Raw genomic sequence first — 16,228 nt, 5'->3', positions numbered from 1 at the left:
ACAGTCATTTCCCAAACCGAAAGCATTTACGTGTGATTCAGACTGAATGCAGGTTCCCGACACAGTGCTGGCTCTTCCCGAGCAGCCTGCCAGAGTCCCTGCGAACCGTTCCCTCACACCAGTGACAGCAGTATGAACTACCCCCCTGATCCTTCAGAACAAATCATTTTGAAGACGGCTCAAGCCGCCTTACGGGGATATGCTGCCGCTTGCACATCACGCTTTCAAAGTCCACAGGCAGTTCCTGCCGCCTCTGTAACGACCTCTAACCCGCTACGGTCATCCACCCGCACAACAGGCCTTATGTTCTGTGTGCCACGTGCTACACCGACTGTCAGCCACACCAGAGCAGTTACAGTATTCTCAGGAACGATCACGCCCGTCGACAATGTTCGGGAAATGATTCGACTCACCAGTCGCCCCCACCAGAATCTCTCTAAGCCGCCTCGTCACGGTCGATCGACCAGCGATACATCGGCTTACTCCAGGAGAATCGCCCGCCCGGAGACTTATGTGCTTCAGCAAGGGCAACTGACTGGCTGTTCCACTACAAGAGACTGTTCTCGACGTGGAAAGTCCGTCTCCACAGTGACTGCTGAGGAATACTGCATTCGTCGTGTTCCACGACAAAGGGTATTCCATGAAAAAGGAAATGCTGATTAATGTCCTCCAGCCGGAGGAAAGTCGAATCGCCATCGTTGAAGATGGTATTCTCGAAGAACTGTATGTCGAGCGCAACAGCCTCGAAAACCTGGTAGGAAATATCTACAAGGGTAAAGTCGTCAATATCGAGCCCAGTATTCAGGCCGCATTTGTCGATTTCGGCGTTGGACGGAATGGCTTTCTGCACGTCAGTGATATCGAATACCAGTACTACAGACACATCACAGAGAACGGTGAAAACAAGGCTTCACGGGGTAGAAACTCCAAAGGCCGCCGTATCAACGAACGCAGCGTCGCCAACAAACCACCGATCCAGGAAATCCTGAAACGCGGCAGCGAAGTGCTGGTCCAGGTAATCAAAGAAGGGATCGGCAACAAAGGCCCTACGCTTTCTACCTACATCAGTATTCCCGGCCGTTACCTGGTCATTATGCCCGGACTGCAGCGGGTTGGCATCAGCCGCAAAATCACTGATGAAGACGTGAGAAAACAGCTGCGTACCATCCTGACACAGCTGGCACCTCCGCCGGGACTGGGTTTTATTGTCCGTACTGCAGGTATTGATCGCTCTGCCGAAGATCTGCAACGCGACCTGAATTACCTGCTCCGTCTCTGGGGAACCATCGTCGGGCGCATCAAGAAACTACCGGCGCCTGTCGAAATCTACTCAGAGTCCGACATGATGATTCGCACGATACGCGACATCTACAACAGCGAAATCGACACGCTCTATATCGACGAACCCACGGCTTACCAGCGGGCTCGCGACTTCATGAAAGTCGTCCTGCCTAAGCACGTCAATCGCATTAAGCACTACACCGGCAGTGATCCGATTTTCTACAACAGCAACCTGGATGATGAAATCTGCAGCATCCAGAACCGGCATGTGCCCATGAAAGGTGGCGGCTCAATCGTAATCGACCAGACCGAAGCCCTGGTTGCGATCGACGTTAACAGTGGTAACTACCGGGCTGATGACAATGCTGAAAAAACAGCTTTCAAAGTCAACATGAAGGCCGCGGAAGAAATCAGCCGCCAGATTCGCCTGCGAGACCTCGGCGGAGTGATCGTAATCGATTTCATCGACATGCGGGAAGAAAAGCACCGTCGGTCCGTCGAACGTCGACTACGCGATCTGGTCAAACGAGACCGTGCCCGCACTAAAGTACTCCGCATCAGCCCCTTCGGTCTGATTGAAATGACCCGCCAGAGAATTCGTCCCTCCCTCCGCAGGAGCATGTACGAAGACTGTCCTTCCTGCCGGGGAACGGGCCAGGTCAAAACAGCAGAAAGCATGGCCATCGAAGTCATGCGGACCCTGATGACCACGGTCTACAAGAAAAACATCGCGAGGCTGGTGCTGAATGTACATGAAAATGTGGCTAATTACCTGAATAATAAACGACGCAAAGATATCAACAGCCTCGAAGAATCATCGAACACTGTCATCGCAATTAACGCCCGTACAGATGTCGAGCCAGAACATCTCACCGCACGTTGTTACGACGATATTGGAAATGAAGTGAATTTCTAGTCGCTTCTGACTCGAAATTTCAAAAGTGACTCTTTACAATGCCCTGCTCGCTATGCGTATGAGAGGTACGGATTCCGCGCAGGGCCTGGCTGGCTGATTGAATAAACACACTCTCGCAGCTGTGTTTAACCATATAATATCATTAGCGTTGCGCTTTTGATTCTGAATACAGATCGGATTCCATTTGCTTCATAAATCCGACTTCAGCAATTATTTGATCCAAGTGATAAGAAAAAAGAAGGTTTGAGGATGTTTGTAGTAATCGAAGATGGCAGCCATCAATATACGATTCAGGAAGGCGATACCCTGACAATCGACTACCGTGCTACAGCAACAGAAGGCGATTCCATCACTTTTGAAAGCGTGCTGCTCGCCAATGGTGGCGGCGCCAGCTCGATCGGCACCCCGGCCATCGAAGGTGCATCGGTCGAAGCCGAAGTCGTGAACCCAGAGGTCAAAGGCGAGAAACTCGAAATTCAGAAGTTCCGTCGCCGTAAGAACTCTCGTCGTCACACAGGTCACCGCCAGAAATACACCACCGTTCGCATCAAATCGATCACCGTGCCTGGCCTGGAAATTGTGGAAGCACAAGAAACAGAACCTGCTGCCACTGAAGCCTAAGTCAAACTGACGCGTGCCCTACGCTGTTATTTGATGCGCACAGTATGAAATCTACTCTCAGCCTCCTGAGTCAATCTCAGGGGGCTGTTTGCATTTGAACACATCCCCAGCCCCTGACCTGTAAATCGGCCTTGACCCAAAACCGTTATTTGACTTAACGTTATGCGGCTTTTGAGACGTCCGGCTTTAAGACTGGGCAGTTCAGATATTCGGACGGACCGCAGACCGCATCCCCGGCAGGTAAGGATACTTCGATGCATCTCTTTTTTTCAGTAGGCGAACCCAGTGGAGATCAGCACACGGCTCACCTGATCGAAGAAATTCGCACTCGCCGCCCCAACGCTCGTTTCTCCGCCTTCGGAGGGCCAGAAATGCAGGCTGCCGGCTGTCACCTTGAAGTTCGGTTGACCGATTATGCCGTCATGGGCATTCTCAACGTTTTGCCACTGATTTTCAAATTCATCCAGCTGATCAGGCAAGTCGGCGCCTACCTTGAACAGGAGCGTCCCGACGCCGTGATCCTTGTGGATTTCCCCGGATTCAACTGGTGGGTCGCGAAAAAAGCCAAAGCCCTGGGTATTCCGGTTTTTTATTATCTGCCTCCTCAACTCTGGGCCTGGGCCCCCTGGCGCATTCGACGGGTCCGTAAAAATGTGGATTACATCCTCTCCGGACTCCAGTTTGAAAAACAATGGTATGAATCGCGAGGAATCAACGTCGATTACATCGGGCATCCCTTCTTTGATGAAGTGGTTTCCCGGAAGCTGCAACAGGACACCCTTACCGAGTTGAAACAGTCCGCTCCGCAGATTGTAGGTGTACTCCCCGGCTCCCGTACAAATGAGGTCACGCGTAACTTCCCTGTGATGCTACAGACGATTCGTCGCCTCTCTCAACAATTTCCCGACGCCATCTTTCCGATTGCCTGCTACCGGGAATCACACCTTGAACTCTGTCAGAACTTTATTCGAGAACAACAGGCTGAAGATTTACCACTGAAGCTCTATCTCAAAAAGACTCCGGAAATCATCGAAGCCGCTGACTGCTGCCTGATGGTCTCCGGATCGGTCAGTCTGGAAATGCTGGCCCGCAAAACGCCAGCCGTTGTGCTGTATCGCAGCCACTGGGGCATGTATTTCCTGGGACAACTGCTGATCACGTGCAAATACATGTCACTCCCCAACCTGATTGCAGGTCGGGAAATCATGCCGGAATTTCCCTCTGTGGGAAATCCGAACAAAGTCGTGACTAAAATGTCGACGATCCTGGCTGAGTGGCTCAGCAGCCCCCTGGCGCTGGAACGGGCCCGGTCAGAGCTCACATCGCTGTATAACGAGACCGTCATACCCGGTGCCTCCGCACATGCAGCAGAGGCCATATTGAGCCATACCGGAGTCCAGATCAGCTCCAAAGCAGCCGCCTGATATACACATAAACACACCACGGTATTCAATTCGTGTTAAATCGGGCACAAAACGACAATTTTCCAATGAGAATCTGGGGAACCTCCAATTGTTTGTTTTGTGTGAATGGTCCTCCTGAAAACTGCTCGTTAGAATCGTCGGATACGTCGTAACAGACCATTCCCGGGTGAAACCAGCCCCGGATGGCTGAAAAGATCACAATCTGTAAAACGCATCTTGGACTATCGGGACTACTTAAACTAATGGGAAAAAAAACGATCCGGATTGGAATTGTTGGCGCAGGAGCAAATACAAAAGCGCGACACATTCCGGGATTTCAGGCGATTGATGACGTCGAACTCGCAGGCGTTGTGAACTCAACTCAAGCCTCTACAGATAAAGTTGCCCGGAAATACGGTATTCCGCAAACCTACTCCCACTGGCAGGAACTTGTGGAAGACCCGGAAATCGACGCCGTTGTGATCGGCACCTGGCCTGATCTGCACTGTGAGATCACCTGCATGGCACTCGAAGCAGGAAAGCACGTGCTTACCGAGGCCAGAATGGCACGTAACCTGGAAGAAGCGCGCAAGATGCTGAAAGTCTCCCAGGCGCGCCCCGACCTGATCGCCCAGATCGTTCCCAGCCCTTTCGGGCTGAAATACAACAATGAAATCATCAAGCTGATTTCTCATCAGTATCTGGGTCAATTGCGGGAAGTCATCGTTCAGGGGGCCGACGATGCCTTCTGGGATTACAGCAAAAAAATGCACTGGCGTCTCGATAAAGAAATCAGTGGCAACAATATGCTCACTATGGGCATCCTGCACGAGACCCTCAGCCGCTGGGTGCCTGCCACCGAACGCGTATTTGCCCAGTCTTCAATCTTCGAACCCGTTCGTCCCTCAGCGACAGACCAGGGCAACGCCGACGTGACTCTCCCTGACAGCCTGCAGATCGTGTCTCGCCTGCGGGGAGGCGCCAACGCCATCTATCACCTGAGTGGAACAATTCTCTTTGGACCAGGTCTGCAGATTCACCTGTATGGCAGCCTCGGTACCATCAAAGTTCAATTCACTCCTGAAGAGAAAATCTTTGTTGGTCACATGGGAGAGGATAAGCTCAAAGAAATCCAGGTTCCTCAGGAAGAAATCAGCGGCTGGCGTGTGGAATCGGAATTCATTGGTGCCATCCGTGGAGAGGAAGTCGTACACTTCACTGATTTCGCCACCGGCGTCAAATACATGGAGTTTTCCGAAGCTGTTGCCCGGAGCTGTGAGCAGAATCAGCCTGTCGCGCTTCCGCTGTAAACTGGCAGATCGACTGAAAATCGTCATAATACGGGGACAGCGTTCAAAGACAGACAGTCGAACCTGTCGATATTGATGGTATCCCTGATAGCCAGCTTCACTCGAAACGATCTGAAATCATGACAGAAACTTTGGAACAGGAATTAAAGACGGCACTCCTGGCAGTCAGACAGGCTGCTTTGATCTGCAGAACAGTTCAATCTGCCATCACGGATGAAGTCCTCGAAAAAAAAGATAAGAGCCCGGTTACGATCGCAGATTTCAGCAGTCAGGCCGTTATCTGTCGTGCACTCCACAACGCATTCCCGAAAGATCCGATCATCGGAGAAGAAGATGCCGCTGAACTGAAAGGACCGGAAAACCGGGAGTTCCTGGAAAAGATTGTCGCAGAACTGACTGCTGACGGTATTCAGGATACGACTCCTGAAAATGTCTGTACCTGGATCGATTACGGCGGCGCCAAAACATACAGCGACCGGTTCTGGACTCTCGACCCCATTGATGGAACCAAAGGCTTTTTACGCAAAGAACAGTACGCGGTTTCACTTGCTTTGATCGTAGAGGGAAAAATCGTACTCGGCGTGCTGGGCTGTCCCAACCTGCCCTTTCCCGGGGAAAACCCAACCGCGGGGACGCTCTACTACGCGATCGCTGGACAAGGTGCATACGCCCTTCCCCTCGTTCGCGAACAGGAGCCGAAACGCATCCGCGTGACCACCACTGCCGATTTTTCGGAATCCCGCTTTTGTGAATCCGTCGAATCGGGACACAGTTCACACAGCCACTCTCAGCAGCTGGCGGAACGACTGGGGATCAGCAAAGAGCCCCGGCGTCTGGACAGTCAGGCTAAATACGCTGTCGTCGCCCAGGGTGAGGCTGACATTTACATGCGGCTGCCCACACGCCCCGGTTATCGCGAGAAAATCTGGGATCATGCGGCGGGAGTTTTGCTGGTTGAAGAAGCCGGAGGGGAAGTCACTGATATCCACGGCAACCCGCTGCAATTTGACCAGGGATATGAACTGAAAAATAATCAGGGCGTGATCGTCACCAACGGACACCTGCACTCGCTCCTGATCCAGTCTCTGGACGAACTCGAATTTTAATCCCTGTATCGATCTGTCTTTTGATGATGTATTAACCGACATGGACTGGCACATCGTAGTCACGTTTCTCGTTTTAGCAGGAGTAATCTGCTCTCTGACGTTTCTACGTGCCGGCGCTGATACGATTTTGATGGGTGGTCTGACCATTCTCATCGTCTCCGGCATCGTTCCCGTCGATCAGGCTATGCAGGGGTTTGCCAACGAAGGCCTGCTGGCAGTCGCGTTTCTGTTCGTGGTTAGTGAAGGTATTCGGCAGACCGGTGGCTTCTCCTTCACGGGCCAGCAACTACTGGGACATCCGAAATCCCTGACCGATGCGCAGGCCCGCGTGATGGTGCCTTCCGCCATCCTGAGTGCATTCCTGAATAACACTCCCGTCGTCGCCATGATGATGCCCGTCATTTCTGACTGGGCCAAGAAAATGCGGATCTCCATTTCGCATCTGATGCTGCCTCTCAGCTATGCCGCGATTCTGGGAGGGCTCTGTACCCTGGTCGGCACCAGCACCACCCTGGTGGTCAATGGGCTGCTGCAGAGTCAGACAGATCGCCCTGCACTGACCATGTTTGAAATCGCCTGGATCGGAGTTCCGGTCATGGTTGCGGGACTGATTTATCTGCTGGTCTGCTCTCGCTGGCTGCTCCCCGAGCGAAAACCGGCGATCACTCCCATGGATGATCCTCGAGAATACACGGTAGAAATGGTCGTTGAACCTGGCTGCCCTCTGATAGGCAAAACCATCGAACAGGCCGGTCTGCGTCATCTGCCCGGCATGTACCTGATGGAAATCGACCGGGCCGATGATGTGATCGCCGCGGTCTCCTCGAATGAACGACTGGCCGCCAACGATCAGCTGGTCTTCGTGGGCGTTGTTGAATCGGTCATCGATCTGCAGAAAATCCCCGGCCTCAAACCAGCCACCGACCAGTTGTTCAAACTCTCCGGCCCCCGCTCCGAACGCTGCCTGATTGAAGCGGTTGTCTCAGACAGCTTTCGGTTTCTCAACATGTCCATCCGCACCGCGAAGTTTCGCTCCAATTACAACGCTGCGGTTATCGCGGTGGCGCGAAATGGTCAGCGGATCAATAAGAAGATTGGTGACATTGAACTGCAGCGAGGCGACACATTGCTCATCGAAGCACACCCCTCGTTCATCGATCAGCAACGGAACTCCCGTGAATTCTTCCTGGTCAGCCAGGTCGAAGATTCCACGCCTCCAAGACACGAACGCGCCTGGATCGCCCGGCTGATCCTGTTGGCCATGATCGGCATGGTCGCCGTGTTCAACATTCCGATGCTTGTGGCCGCTATGGTGGCTGCCGGTCTGATGACCGCTACCCGCTGCTGCAGTGCCACGGAAGCCAAACGCTCGATTGACTGGGGAGTGCTGATCACCATCGCAGCCGGACTGGGAATCGGACAGGCCATCGATAACTCTGGTGCCGCCAGACTGATTGCCAATGGTTTTACCGGAATGGCTAACGATAGTCCTCTGATCGTCCTCGCGATTCTCTCATTCATCACCCTGGTCTTCACGAATCTGATTACCGCCAAAGCCACTGCAACACTGATCTTTCCGATCACGGTCGCTACAGCCAATGCCCTTGGTGTGGACCTGATGCCGTTCGTGATTGCCATCATCATTTCCGCAGCCGCCTGTTTCGCCACCCCCATCGGCTACCAGACCAACCTGATGGTCTTCGGGCCCGGGGGGTATAAATATGGTGACTATCTGCGTATAGGCGGCCCGCTGACTTTGATTGTCTGGTTATTGACAGTCATCGTCGTACCTCTTGTCTGGCCCTTCCATCCCTGATAATGTAAATTGAGAAATCACCCGCCGTATTCGGTACCGATTCCTTTTTTCATGATCAGGATTCCTCCATGCATCGCAGCCTCTGCTCCCACTTTGTACTCGCGCTGGCATTCTTCGCCTTACTGGTATCTGCTCCCGTAATTCTCTCTGCCCAGGACGCACCTCCTGCAGATCGCAAGAAACTCGAAGCAGAACTTCAGGAACTGCAACAGCAGATTCAGACACTTAAACAAAATCCCCAGATCGAACGCTCCCTGCTCGCCGACGTGGAAATTTATGCGAAAGCAGCAGAGTGGATTTTACGCCACAAGGAATTTTACAAACCACAGTACGTCAAAGAGACCTACCAGGTTCTCGAAACCGGACGCCAGCGAGCCAGTCAACTCGCAGCAGGCAAACCCGAGTGGACTGATCCGAAGGGTACGGTGCTCTTCGGATACTACTCGAAGATCGATGGCTCCGTACAACCGTATGCTTTGACCTTTCCTGCAGACTTCAAACAGAAATCCAGCCAGCGCTGGCCCCTGCATGTGGAACTGCATGGCCGAGGAGGCAGACGCAACGAAGTCTTCTTTATCATGCATCCAAATGGCAGAGGACCGCGTAAAGATCACGACTGGTTGCACCTTGATCCCTTTGGCCGGACAGATAACGGTTGGCGCTGGAGTGGAGAAGTTGACGTACATGAAGCGATCGCCGATGTCAAAAAACGTTACCTGATCGACAAACAGCGGATCACCCTGCGTGGTTTCTCCATGGGAGGCGCTGGTGCCTGGCATCTGGGACTGCATTATCCCTCTGAATGGTGTGGCGTGGGACCGGGAGCGGGCTTTGTCGATTTCTACCAGTATCAGAATCATAAAGAGAAACTGCCTCCCTATCAGGATAAAACTCTGCACATTTATGACTCCATCGACTACGCCCTCAACGCTGCGGACGTTCCAGTCGTGACCTACGGAGGCGGAAAAGACAAGCAGCTGGTCTCGAGCACTCGGATGGTCGAAAAGGCTGAAGAACTGGATATCAAAATCCCCCTGTATATCAGCCCCGAGGCGGCACATCAGTCACGGATGCCCGCTTATCAGGATTTCCTTGCACAGTTGCTGAAGATCTCCAAAGAGGGACGCCCCGCCTGGCCGGGCCGCAAGCAGATCCGCTTTATTACATACACTCCCAAGTTCAATGAATGCGAATGGCTCAACATCGAAGAGCTGGACCAGATGTACGAGCCGACCACCGTCGAAGGGGGACTGAATGAGGAATCAGGAAATCTGGAGCTGACCACTGACAATGTGGCTGCCCTTTCCATCGCCCGTGATATCGCTCCCAAAGTCGAACTGGACGGGACCCTGCTTCCGCTGGAGTCGGCAGCCAGCGGACTGCTGCCTCAGGTCTACTTTGTCAAAAGTAACAGCGGCTGGGATGTGCTCAAATACGACGATTCCAAAGCCTTCATCGAAAACTCGAATCTACGCAAACGCCGCAATCTGCAGGGGCCGATCGACGACGCCTTCACCCTGCCCTTTGTTTGCGTGAAAGGGACTGGCACTCCCTGGACTCCCGAACAACAGGCCTGGTCGCAATCCGTTCTCTCTCTTTTCGAGAAAGAATTCGACAAGTGGTTGCGAGGGAAGGTTCCCGTCATCACAGATAAAGAGGTTACGGATCAGACCATCGCCGACAAGAACCTGATTCTGTTCGGAGACCCTGGCTCCAATGCGTTGATCGCCAAAATTGTCGAAGACCTGCCGATCCAATGGTCGAAAGATCAGATCACCGTCAATGGGAAGACCTATGATACCAAGGACCATGGAGTTGCCCTGATCTATCCCAACCCGCTGAATCCGACGCGGTATGTGGTCATCAATTCCGGGCATACCATGCATGAAAAAGATTTCCGCGCTTCCAATTCCTGGCTGTTCCCCAAGCTGGGTGATATCGCCGTCATCAAGTTCAAACAGAACAAAGATGGCAATTTCGAGAATGAAACGGTCTGGGCTGAACTCTTCGACAGCAACTGGGAACTTCCCTGATTTCGAGATTCGTTTTTTTCAGTTAATCGAATCAGAGGCATGCCCGCTGCGTTTCCCCCCTCAAGGAGAGGACGCAGCGCATGCCACCTGCAAACCACAAACCTTTTCTAAGTAATCACTTAAGAACATCTCCCTCCCCGCGACTCTGCATTTTGCTCTGCGAAAAACAGAGTGCCGACAGTAGTTTCTACTTTCTTGAATCGATCTTGCTTCATTTCGCGATTTTTCATAAAAAACCGATTCCTGTCCCATCAGGGATCTGATCAGGATCAACTCTCACTCAGATTCAATCACCTCCAAATCACAGTTTTACCTTTCGGCACCATCAGCGTGCGACAGTTACTCCAGCCCTTCACCCCATGAAACCGGGCAGCATAATGAAACGATTTCGGCTCAGCATGGTCATCCCTGCTGTTCTACTTTCTCTATTGATGTGCGGATGTGCTTCCACATCAGGTACCAAGGCCGTGGCCTGGAAAGCACCTGTTGCGCCGTGGAACTGGGGAAAGTCCGCTTCTTCCGAAGAGAAATCTGAGAAAGCAGAAAAAGAAACGGCAGCCGAAGAAGAAACAGCCGTTGCCAAAATCAACGGTGTGGAAATCGATAAAGAAACAGCAGTGAAACTCGGCAAAGAAGCTGGGGAACTGTTAACTCAAACGGAAAAAAAACCGGCCAAAGTCACCACGCATAACGCCGAACTGCTGGCGTACATCCACGAAGAACTGAAAGACGCGACGCCGCAGGAAAGATCTCAGTATCTGGCCAGTTTCAAGGGCGTCGATCCGGAAATGATCAAAAACATTCTGCGCACGCGTAGAATGGTCAACAGCATGCAGGCACAACAGTTGGCCGAACACAAAACGACTCCGGCCGCTCCTGTGAATTTACCCGGCCTGGGACATACCCAGCCTGGTGGATCTCCGGCTCCGAATACAAGCCTGCCTCAGGTCAGTAATCAGCAGCCTGTCGTGCAACAGGCCAGTGCCCAGCAGATGGCACCACCGGGGCAGATTACTCCCGGTAGCCAGCAGGTACAGCACATGAACAACCCAGTTCAGCTGGGAACCCTGGAACCAGCAGGGAACAATCCGGAAGCAGGCCTCCCCGCTGTCGTCCCCGGTCAACCACAAGGCTATTCAACATCAGAAACCATCAGCCAGGGCCTGAATCACATTCCCCTGGTCGGTCCACTGAAAACAAAACTTTCGTCAGCGATCCATCAGGGGACGTCTGCGATTCAAAACGGGATTACTCGTACCAGCACGGCCTTCACCGGCCAGCAGAATCCAGCCGCACAACCGCTGTCAGTCGTTCCTGCGGATCCACAAACAGCACCGGTCATGAATCCACAATCAGCCGAGCTGGCCCCACAGATGGTCCCCCTGGCTGTTGCACAATCTGGTGCTTCGGCGCAAGATCAGTTGCAGCAGTTGATCTCGGTTGCGGAATCAGAAATCGCTCAGCTTCAACCGGGCTCGACTCCTGAAGAAAAACAGAACTACATTGAGCGACACGTTTACCTCCGCATGCTTTACCTGATGGCCGGACAGCACGAACGTGCCCTGGAAGCGATTCCGGGGATTGAACCAGCAGATCAGGAATTCTGGCAGCAGACCTTCTGGGCCGTGGCAAACTACTTTGATGAAGCGGCTATTCCAGATGTTGCCGATCGGGCCACTCAAACAGTGACTCAGCTCCGTCAGGCAACCGCCCGCCTGCAGGAAAAGGCAAACCTGAAACTCAAGAATGTCGCTTTCTGCCACAAGATCAGCAGTTTTGGAAGTTACGAACGCTTCGAGCGTGATGAATACACGCCTGGGCGTCCCGTACTGGTTTATTCAGAAATAGAAAACTTTACGAGCGAACTGACTGCAGACGGCATGTACCGTACACTGTTAAAGTCAAAGATCCAGATCTTCAAAGCGGGTACCAACGGTGATCTTGTAGCAGAGATCCCCTTCGATACAACCGAGGATCTCTGCCGCAATGTACGTAAGGATTACTTCCACAGTTATAAATTTGAGATCCCCCGCAATATTTCGCTCGGGCCCCACATCATGAAACTGACAGTGGAAGATGAAATCAGCCAGAAGGTAGCCACTTACTCTCAAAACTTCACGGTGCGATAAGCTTCATATGTTTCCCGGATCAGCATCTCACCATCACGCCTGCGGACTCGTAAACCCCCAAAACACATCGCTGTCCGAGGCGGTTTTCCAACAAATTCCAGCGCGGGGGTTTCTCTGGAATTTTCAGACACGGTCTGAGCAATCCAGCAGTCTGCTGTTTGCGACCGATCAGGAAGTGGATACACGCCGCAGTCTGAAAATGGCAAAAGTTGAAGCAGTACTCTTTGTGGCAGATGGTGCGATCTCGACAAGAAAGATTGCTCAACTGGCGACCCTGGCCAATGCCAAGGAAGCCAAAGAGCTCATCGACCAGCTCAACGACGCGCTGGCGGCCAGCCAGTCCGCGTTTCACATCAAGCGGGTTGCCACCGGTTACCGCATGATGACGCATCCCCAGTTCTCGTTCTGGCTCAACAAACTTCATCAGCGACAGGCGGCTCTCAAACTCTCCCCTCCCGCGATGGAGACTTTGGCGATCGTCGTTTATCGCCAACCCATTACCCGAGCGGACATTGAATCCGTTCGTGGCGTCCAGAGTGCCGAAATGCTGAAGCAGTTGATGGACCGCGGCCTGGTTCGTATCGGTGGTAAAGATGATTCGCTCGGCCGTCCCTTTCTATATGAAACCACGCGCAAGTTTCTGGAAATTTTCGGCTTGAAAAATCTGGATGATCTCCCCATGGCCGAAATGCTCCGTCCCACTCCTGAGGAGCCGGCGAAAGCCGTGACGGAAGAGGCCGCTGAGGAAACTGAAGATACCAGTGAGTCCGAAGAAGTCGCTGAACTCTCGACTGATGCCGAAGAGCAGACAGAAGAAATATCCGACGTCGAAGAGTCTGATACTTTCGAAGACTTTGAGGATGAAGATTCAGAAGAAGACCTCGAAGCTGCCTGAACCAGCCTTTTAACGCACCCGTGTCGTCTGGCGCTTATTCGCTTTCTGAGTCACCGGTTCCTGTGCTTCCCAGTTCTCTCCCACCGTCCAGCGGTAGTTCAGAATCCGGCGGCCATTCACCTGCTCTGCCCGGATCCAGAGTTCTTTCCCTTTGAGCCGATCCGCATTCGGCAGGTAATACAGCTTCCGGTCCTGTCCGTTTTTGAGCTCGGTAATAAAACGCTGCATCCGCTTCATGCTGGGAATGAACAGACTGCAACGGAACTGCAGTGTTTCCAGAGGCGAGGTGTTATTCACGATGATCTGTTCGATCTCCAGAACATTCCCCTCGAGTTTTCGATCCGTGACCTTGATCACAATATCCCCCAGCCCGACATGATAAGAGCGATGCACGCGAATTGAGTATTTTCGCTCGGCAAAAATATCAAAGTCAATCGACACATCCTTCTTCCCCAGGCTCGCATTCGTGGGGAGTGTCATGAATGTCTCCAGGCGGAAATCTTCTCCGGTGCCGGCGTTAAACGTCCACTCTCGTGGTTCGACTTCCCAGCCTTTGGGGACATTCAACACTGCCTTGCCCTGCACACTCTGAGCGAAAGTATTCTTTCCCAGAACCGCATCTGCATGCCCGCCATATTCACTCTTAGACTTCCCTTTCTCAAACTGAGCAGCCAGCCTCCAGTAAGCGACCTGCTGATTGCATTTGCGCAGGACAATCGGAGAACGGGTCACCAGCAGCTTATGGCGGCGGGTCGTCTCATCCCGCTCCAGCGAGATCCGTTTTCCCCAGACATCGGTAGCATAGGCATTCTCTCCCAGGTAGATTTCCTCTTCCGTGGGCTCCTCATTCCAGACTACCGCGATCGCTTCCTGATCTCGTGCGAATACGAAGTTCGAACTCTTATTGGGCATGTTGAAACTGCCGATATACTTCGCTCCCTGTAATGCCAGTGACACTGTTCGCCAGGGAAGAAATAACAACGTGGGAGAGCCATTCTGATTGAGCAGACCATGCTGCTCATCGAAAACAGACGAAGCAAATATTGCATCCGCGCCCATGTATTTCGCGGTCACCATTCGTTTGACCAGATCAATGGCCCGTTCCTCAGGTTCGTAACCGGTTTTCGGCAGAGGCGTAAGCGTAACCCAGTGCGGCCCCATACCAGATCCCAGCTTCACCTTCTGTAGCTCTACTGCCAGTTCCGCCGCATTGAGACGCTCCTCATTATTGATCGCGACAAAGCTGTGTGTCATATGATTCTCAGGCAGCGGCGTTTTCCAGTCCCAGTGAATGCCAACATGCGTATCCCGACCGATCAGATCCAGTTGCGATTTGACATTCTTCAACGTCTCGGACAGATTTTGCATTCCGATAAAGCTTTTGTCTTCATCTCCCCCCAGCTGCCAGTAATTGACTAAAGAAGTGTATCGCGCAAAGACCTCTTCGAGTGAAGGGGACCAGAAACTGGCGGGCATCGTAAATATTCCGCTGACCCCCTGCCAGTCTTTGGCGAACTGCGAGCGTAAATCCCGAGGTGGATGATTTAACAAACCAACGGGAGTAATACCTTGGTTGGAACACTGGTCGAGCATCTCCGCGATCCGACTGGAATGGTGAATGTCAGTCGACGCCATAACATTCCAGAGCGGAAATTTGATCCAGTTGATTCCTGCTTGCGCTGCGATATCAGGCAACTCAGAAACAGGCAACTGGTCATGTTCTTCAGAAATCGCCCAGCCGAACTCTCCCTGGGGACGGGGATTCACCAGATCAATCACAGCAAAGGAAGTTTTCTTTTCCAGAATGGCTTTTTCGTCCCGAACCAGTTTGGAACGGACTTCGTAAAAGCCATACTCCATCGGTTTCAGTCGCCAGACCTCGGTATGATTATTCCCATCGAGCAACCTGCTGTTGGGTGCCCCCTTGACATCATCGGGATCGGTGACCAGATCCAGTGCTGAACTCGCAATTTTCCGGTTTGAGCTGTCAATCAGCTCCAGATCGAGGCGATATTTGTTTTTGGGATTCAAACCACTGATCCGGCTACTCACCCGGATTTCCGCATCGTGATCGACAAAGTGCCGATGATAGTTATTCAGGATATCCAACTGTGGCAGACTGCCGACCCACAAATCATCGAACCAGATGTCACCGGAAATATCTTTCAGGTTATTATGAGCCACATGACAGCCGATTACGATAAACCGCACATTGGGATCAGGGGTCAGCGGTCCCAGCGTGACTTCGACCCAATCCTGGTGGGTCCCTGTCACAGGTCGGCTCACAAAATGTTGGACCCGTTGTCGCTTATGATCCAGAAATGAGATCGAGACCATGGCTGCATCGTATTTGAGTCGCTGAGTTTTTATATACCCGCGAAAGACGTACGCATGATCCCCATCGATCTTCTGTGGCGGTGAATAGATCGTGGCGTGGCCCCCGTTCACGCCGATATGCAGACTCTGAGATCCAGTGCGTCCCTGATTTCGGTCAATGCTGACTTGTACATACTGTGGATATCCCGGCCCTTTACGCCGCGACCAGTCGTCCGGCAGGTCGTCGAAATCCCGGTCCTGGTCATTCTCAAAAGAGTATGACAGAATGGGGAGCGTATCTTCCACGAGATTACCCTCTACGGGTAAACCGGTCAGCAACGCAAGGTAGCAGGTGAGAAGCGATGACAGTATCATGGAAATTCCCGGGTGATTTCGAGGCTC

Annotated in this window: 10 protein-coding genes; 9 read left to right on the top strand and 1 reads right to left on the bottom strand. The window is 52.6% G+C overall.

Going from position 1 to position 16,228, the window contains the following annotated elements; all coding sequences use genetic code 11:
- The first annotated feature begins 640 nt into the window (after positions 1-640).
- The 9 genes from RID21_RS14010 (at position 641) to scpB (ending at position 13,510) form a co-directional block, all read left to right on the top strand.
- A complete protein-coding gene (locus tag RID21_RS14010) occupies positions 641-2,197 on the top strand; it encodes an Rne/Rng family ribonuclease (RefSeq protein ID WP_350189814.1) in 1,557 nt (518 codons plus the stop codon).
- 249 nt (positions 2,198-2,446) lie between these two features.
- Positions 2,447-2,818, top strand: coding sequence for a 50S ribosomal protein L21 (gene rplU / locus RID21_RS14005; RefSeq protein ID WP_145036180.1), 372 nt, complete (start codon positions 2,447-2,449; stop codon positions 2,816-2,818).
- A gap of 254 nt (positions 2,819-3,072) precedes the next feature.
- Positions 3,073-4,242, top strand: coding sequence for a lipid-A-disaccharide synthase (gene lpxB / locus RID21_RS14000; RefSeq protein WP_350189812.1), 1,170 nt, complete (start codon positions 3,073-3,075; stop codon positions 4,240-4,242).
- 242 nt (positions 4,243-4,484) lie between these two features.
- A complete protein-coding gene (locus tag RID21_RS13995) occupies positions 4,485-5,531 on the top strand; it encodes a Gfo/Idh/MocA family protein (RefSeq protein ID WP_350189810.1) in 1,047 nt (348 codons plus the stop codon).
- A gap of 119 nt (positions 5,532-5,650) precedes the next feature.
- On the top strand, positions 5,651-6,637 hold the full coding sequence (locus RID21_RS13990) for a 3'(2'),5'-bisphosphate nucleotidase (protein WP_350189808.1): 987 nt from the start codon (positions 5,651-5,653) through the stop codon (positions 6,635-6,637).
- 40 nt (positions 6,638-6,677) lie between these two features.
- Positions 6,678-8,453, top strand: coding sequence for an SLC13 family permease (locus RID21_RS13985; protein WP_350189806.1), 1,776 nt, complete (start codon positions 6,678-6,680; stop codon positions 8,451-8,453).
- Positions 8,454-8,521: 68 nt separating this feature from the next.
- Entirely contained in the window at positions 8,522-10,486 is a 1,965-nt protein-coding gene (locus RID21_RS13980; RefSeq protein ID WP_350189804.1) for a prolyl oligopeptidase family serine peptidase, read from the top strand.
- Positions 10,487-10,863: 377 nt separating this feature from the next.
- Entirely contained in the window at positions 10,864-12,615 is a 1,752-nt protein-coding gene (locus RID21_RS13975) for a hypothetical protein (RefSeq protein ID WP_350189802.1), read from the top strand.
- A 199-nt stretch (positions 12,616-12,814) separates the two neighbouring features.
- Positions 12,815-13,510: an SMC-Scp complex subunit ScpB gene (gene scpB, locus RID21_RS13970; RefSeq protein ID WP_350189800.1), complete on the top strand. Its 696-nt coding sequence runs from the start codon at positions 12,815-12,817 to the stop codon at positions 13,508-13,510.
- A gap of 9 nt (positions 13,511-13,519) precedes the next feature.
- On the opposite strand, the gene RID21_RS13965 is transcribed toward scpB, so the two are convergent.
- The gene (locus RID21_RS13965) at positions 13,520-16,201 is read right to left on the bottom strand and encodes a hypothetical protein (protein WP_350189798.1); all 2,682 of its coding nucleotides are present in this window, start codon (positions 16,199-16,201) and stop codon (positions 13,520-13,522) included.
- Between the last annotated feature and the right edge of the window lie 27 nt (positions 16,202-16,228).

This window comes from Gimesia sp., from assembly GCF_040219335.1.
Classification (GTDB): domain Bacteria; phylum Planctomycetota; class Planctomycetia; order Planctomycetales; family Planctomycetaceae; genus Gimesia.
Note: the sequence above shows the minus strand (reverse complement) of the source record. Positions and strands in the feature narration are given on the sequence as shown.

Coding starts and splice junctions, on each gene's coding strand:
- RID21_RS13990 (WP_350189808.1), top strand. CDS start 5,651: ATGACAGAAACTTTGGAACAGGAATTAAAGACGGCACTCCTGGCAGTC.
- scpB (WP_350189800.1), top strand. CDS start 12,815: ATGGCAAAAGTTGAAGCAGTACTCTTTGTGGCAGATGGTGCGATCTCG.
- RID21_RS13995 (WP_350189810.1), top strand. CDS start 4,485: ATGGGAAAAAAAACGATCCGGATTGGAATTGTTGGCGCAGGAGCAAAT.
- rplU (WP_145036180.1), top strand. CDS start 2,447: ATGTTTGTAGTAATCGAAGATGGCAGCCATCAATATACGATTCAGGAA.
- RID21_RS13980 (WP_350189804.1), top strand. CDS start 8,522: ATGCATCGCAGCCTCTGCTCCCACTTTGTACTCGCGCTGGCATTCTTC.
- RID21_RS14010 (WP_350189814.1), top strand. CDS start 641: ATGAAAAAGGAAATGCTGATTAATGTCCTCCAGCCGGAGGAAAGTCGA.
- RID21_RS13975 (WP_350189802.1), top strand. CDS start 10,864: ATGAAACGATTTCGGCTCAGCATGGTCATCCCTGCTGTTCTACTTTCT.
- lpxB (WP_350189812.1), top strand. CDS start 3,073: ATGCATCTCTTTTTTTCAGTAGGCGAACCCAGTGGAGATCAGCACACG.
- RID21_RS13965 (WP_350189798.1), bottom strand. CDS start 16,201: ATGATACTGTCATCGCTTCTCACCTGCTACCTTGCGTTGCTGACCGGT.
- RID21_RS13985 (WP_350189806.1), top strand. CDS start 6,678: ATGGACTGGCACATCGTAGTCACGTTTCTCGTTTTAGCAGGAGTAATC.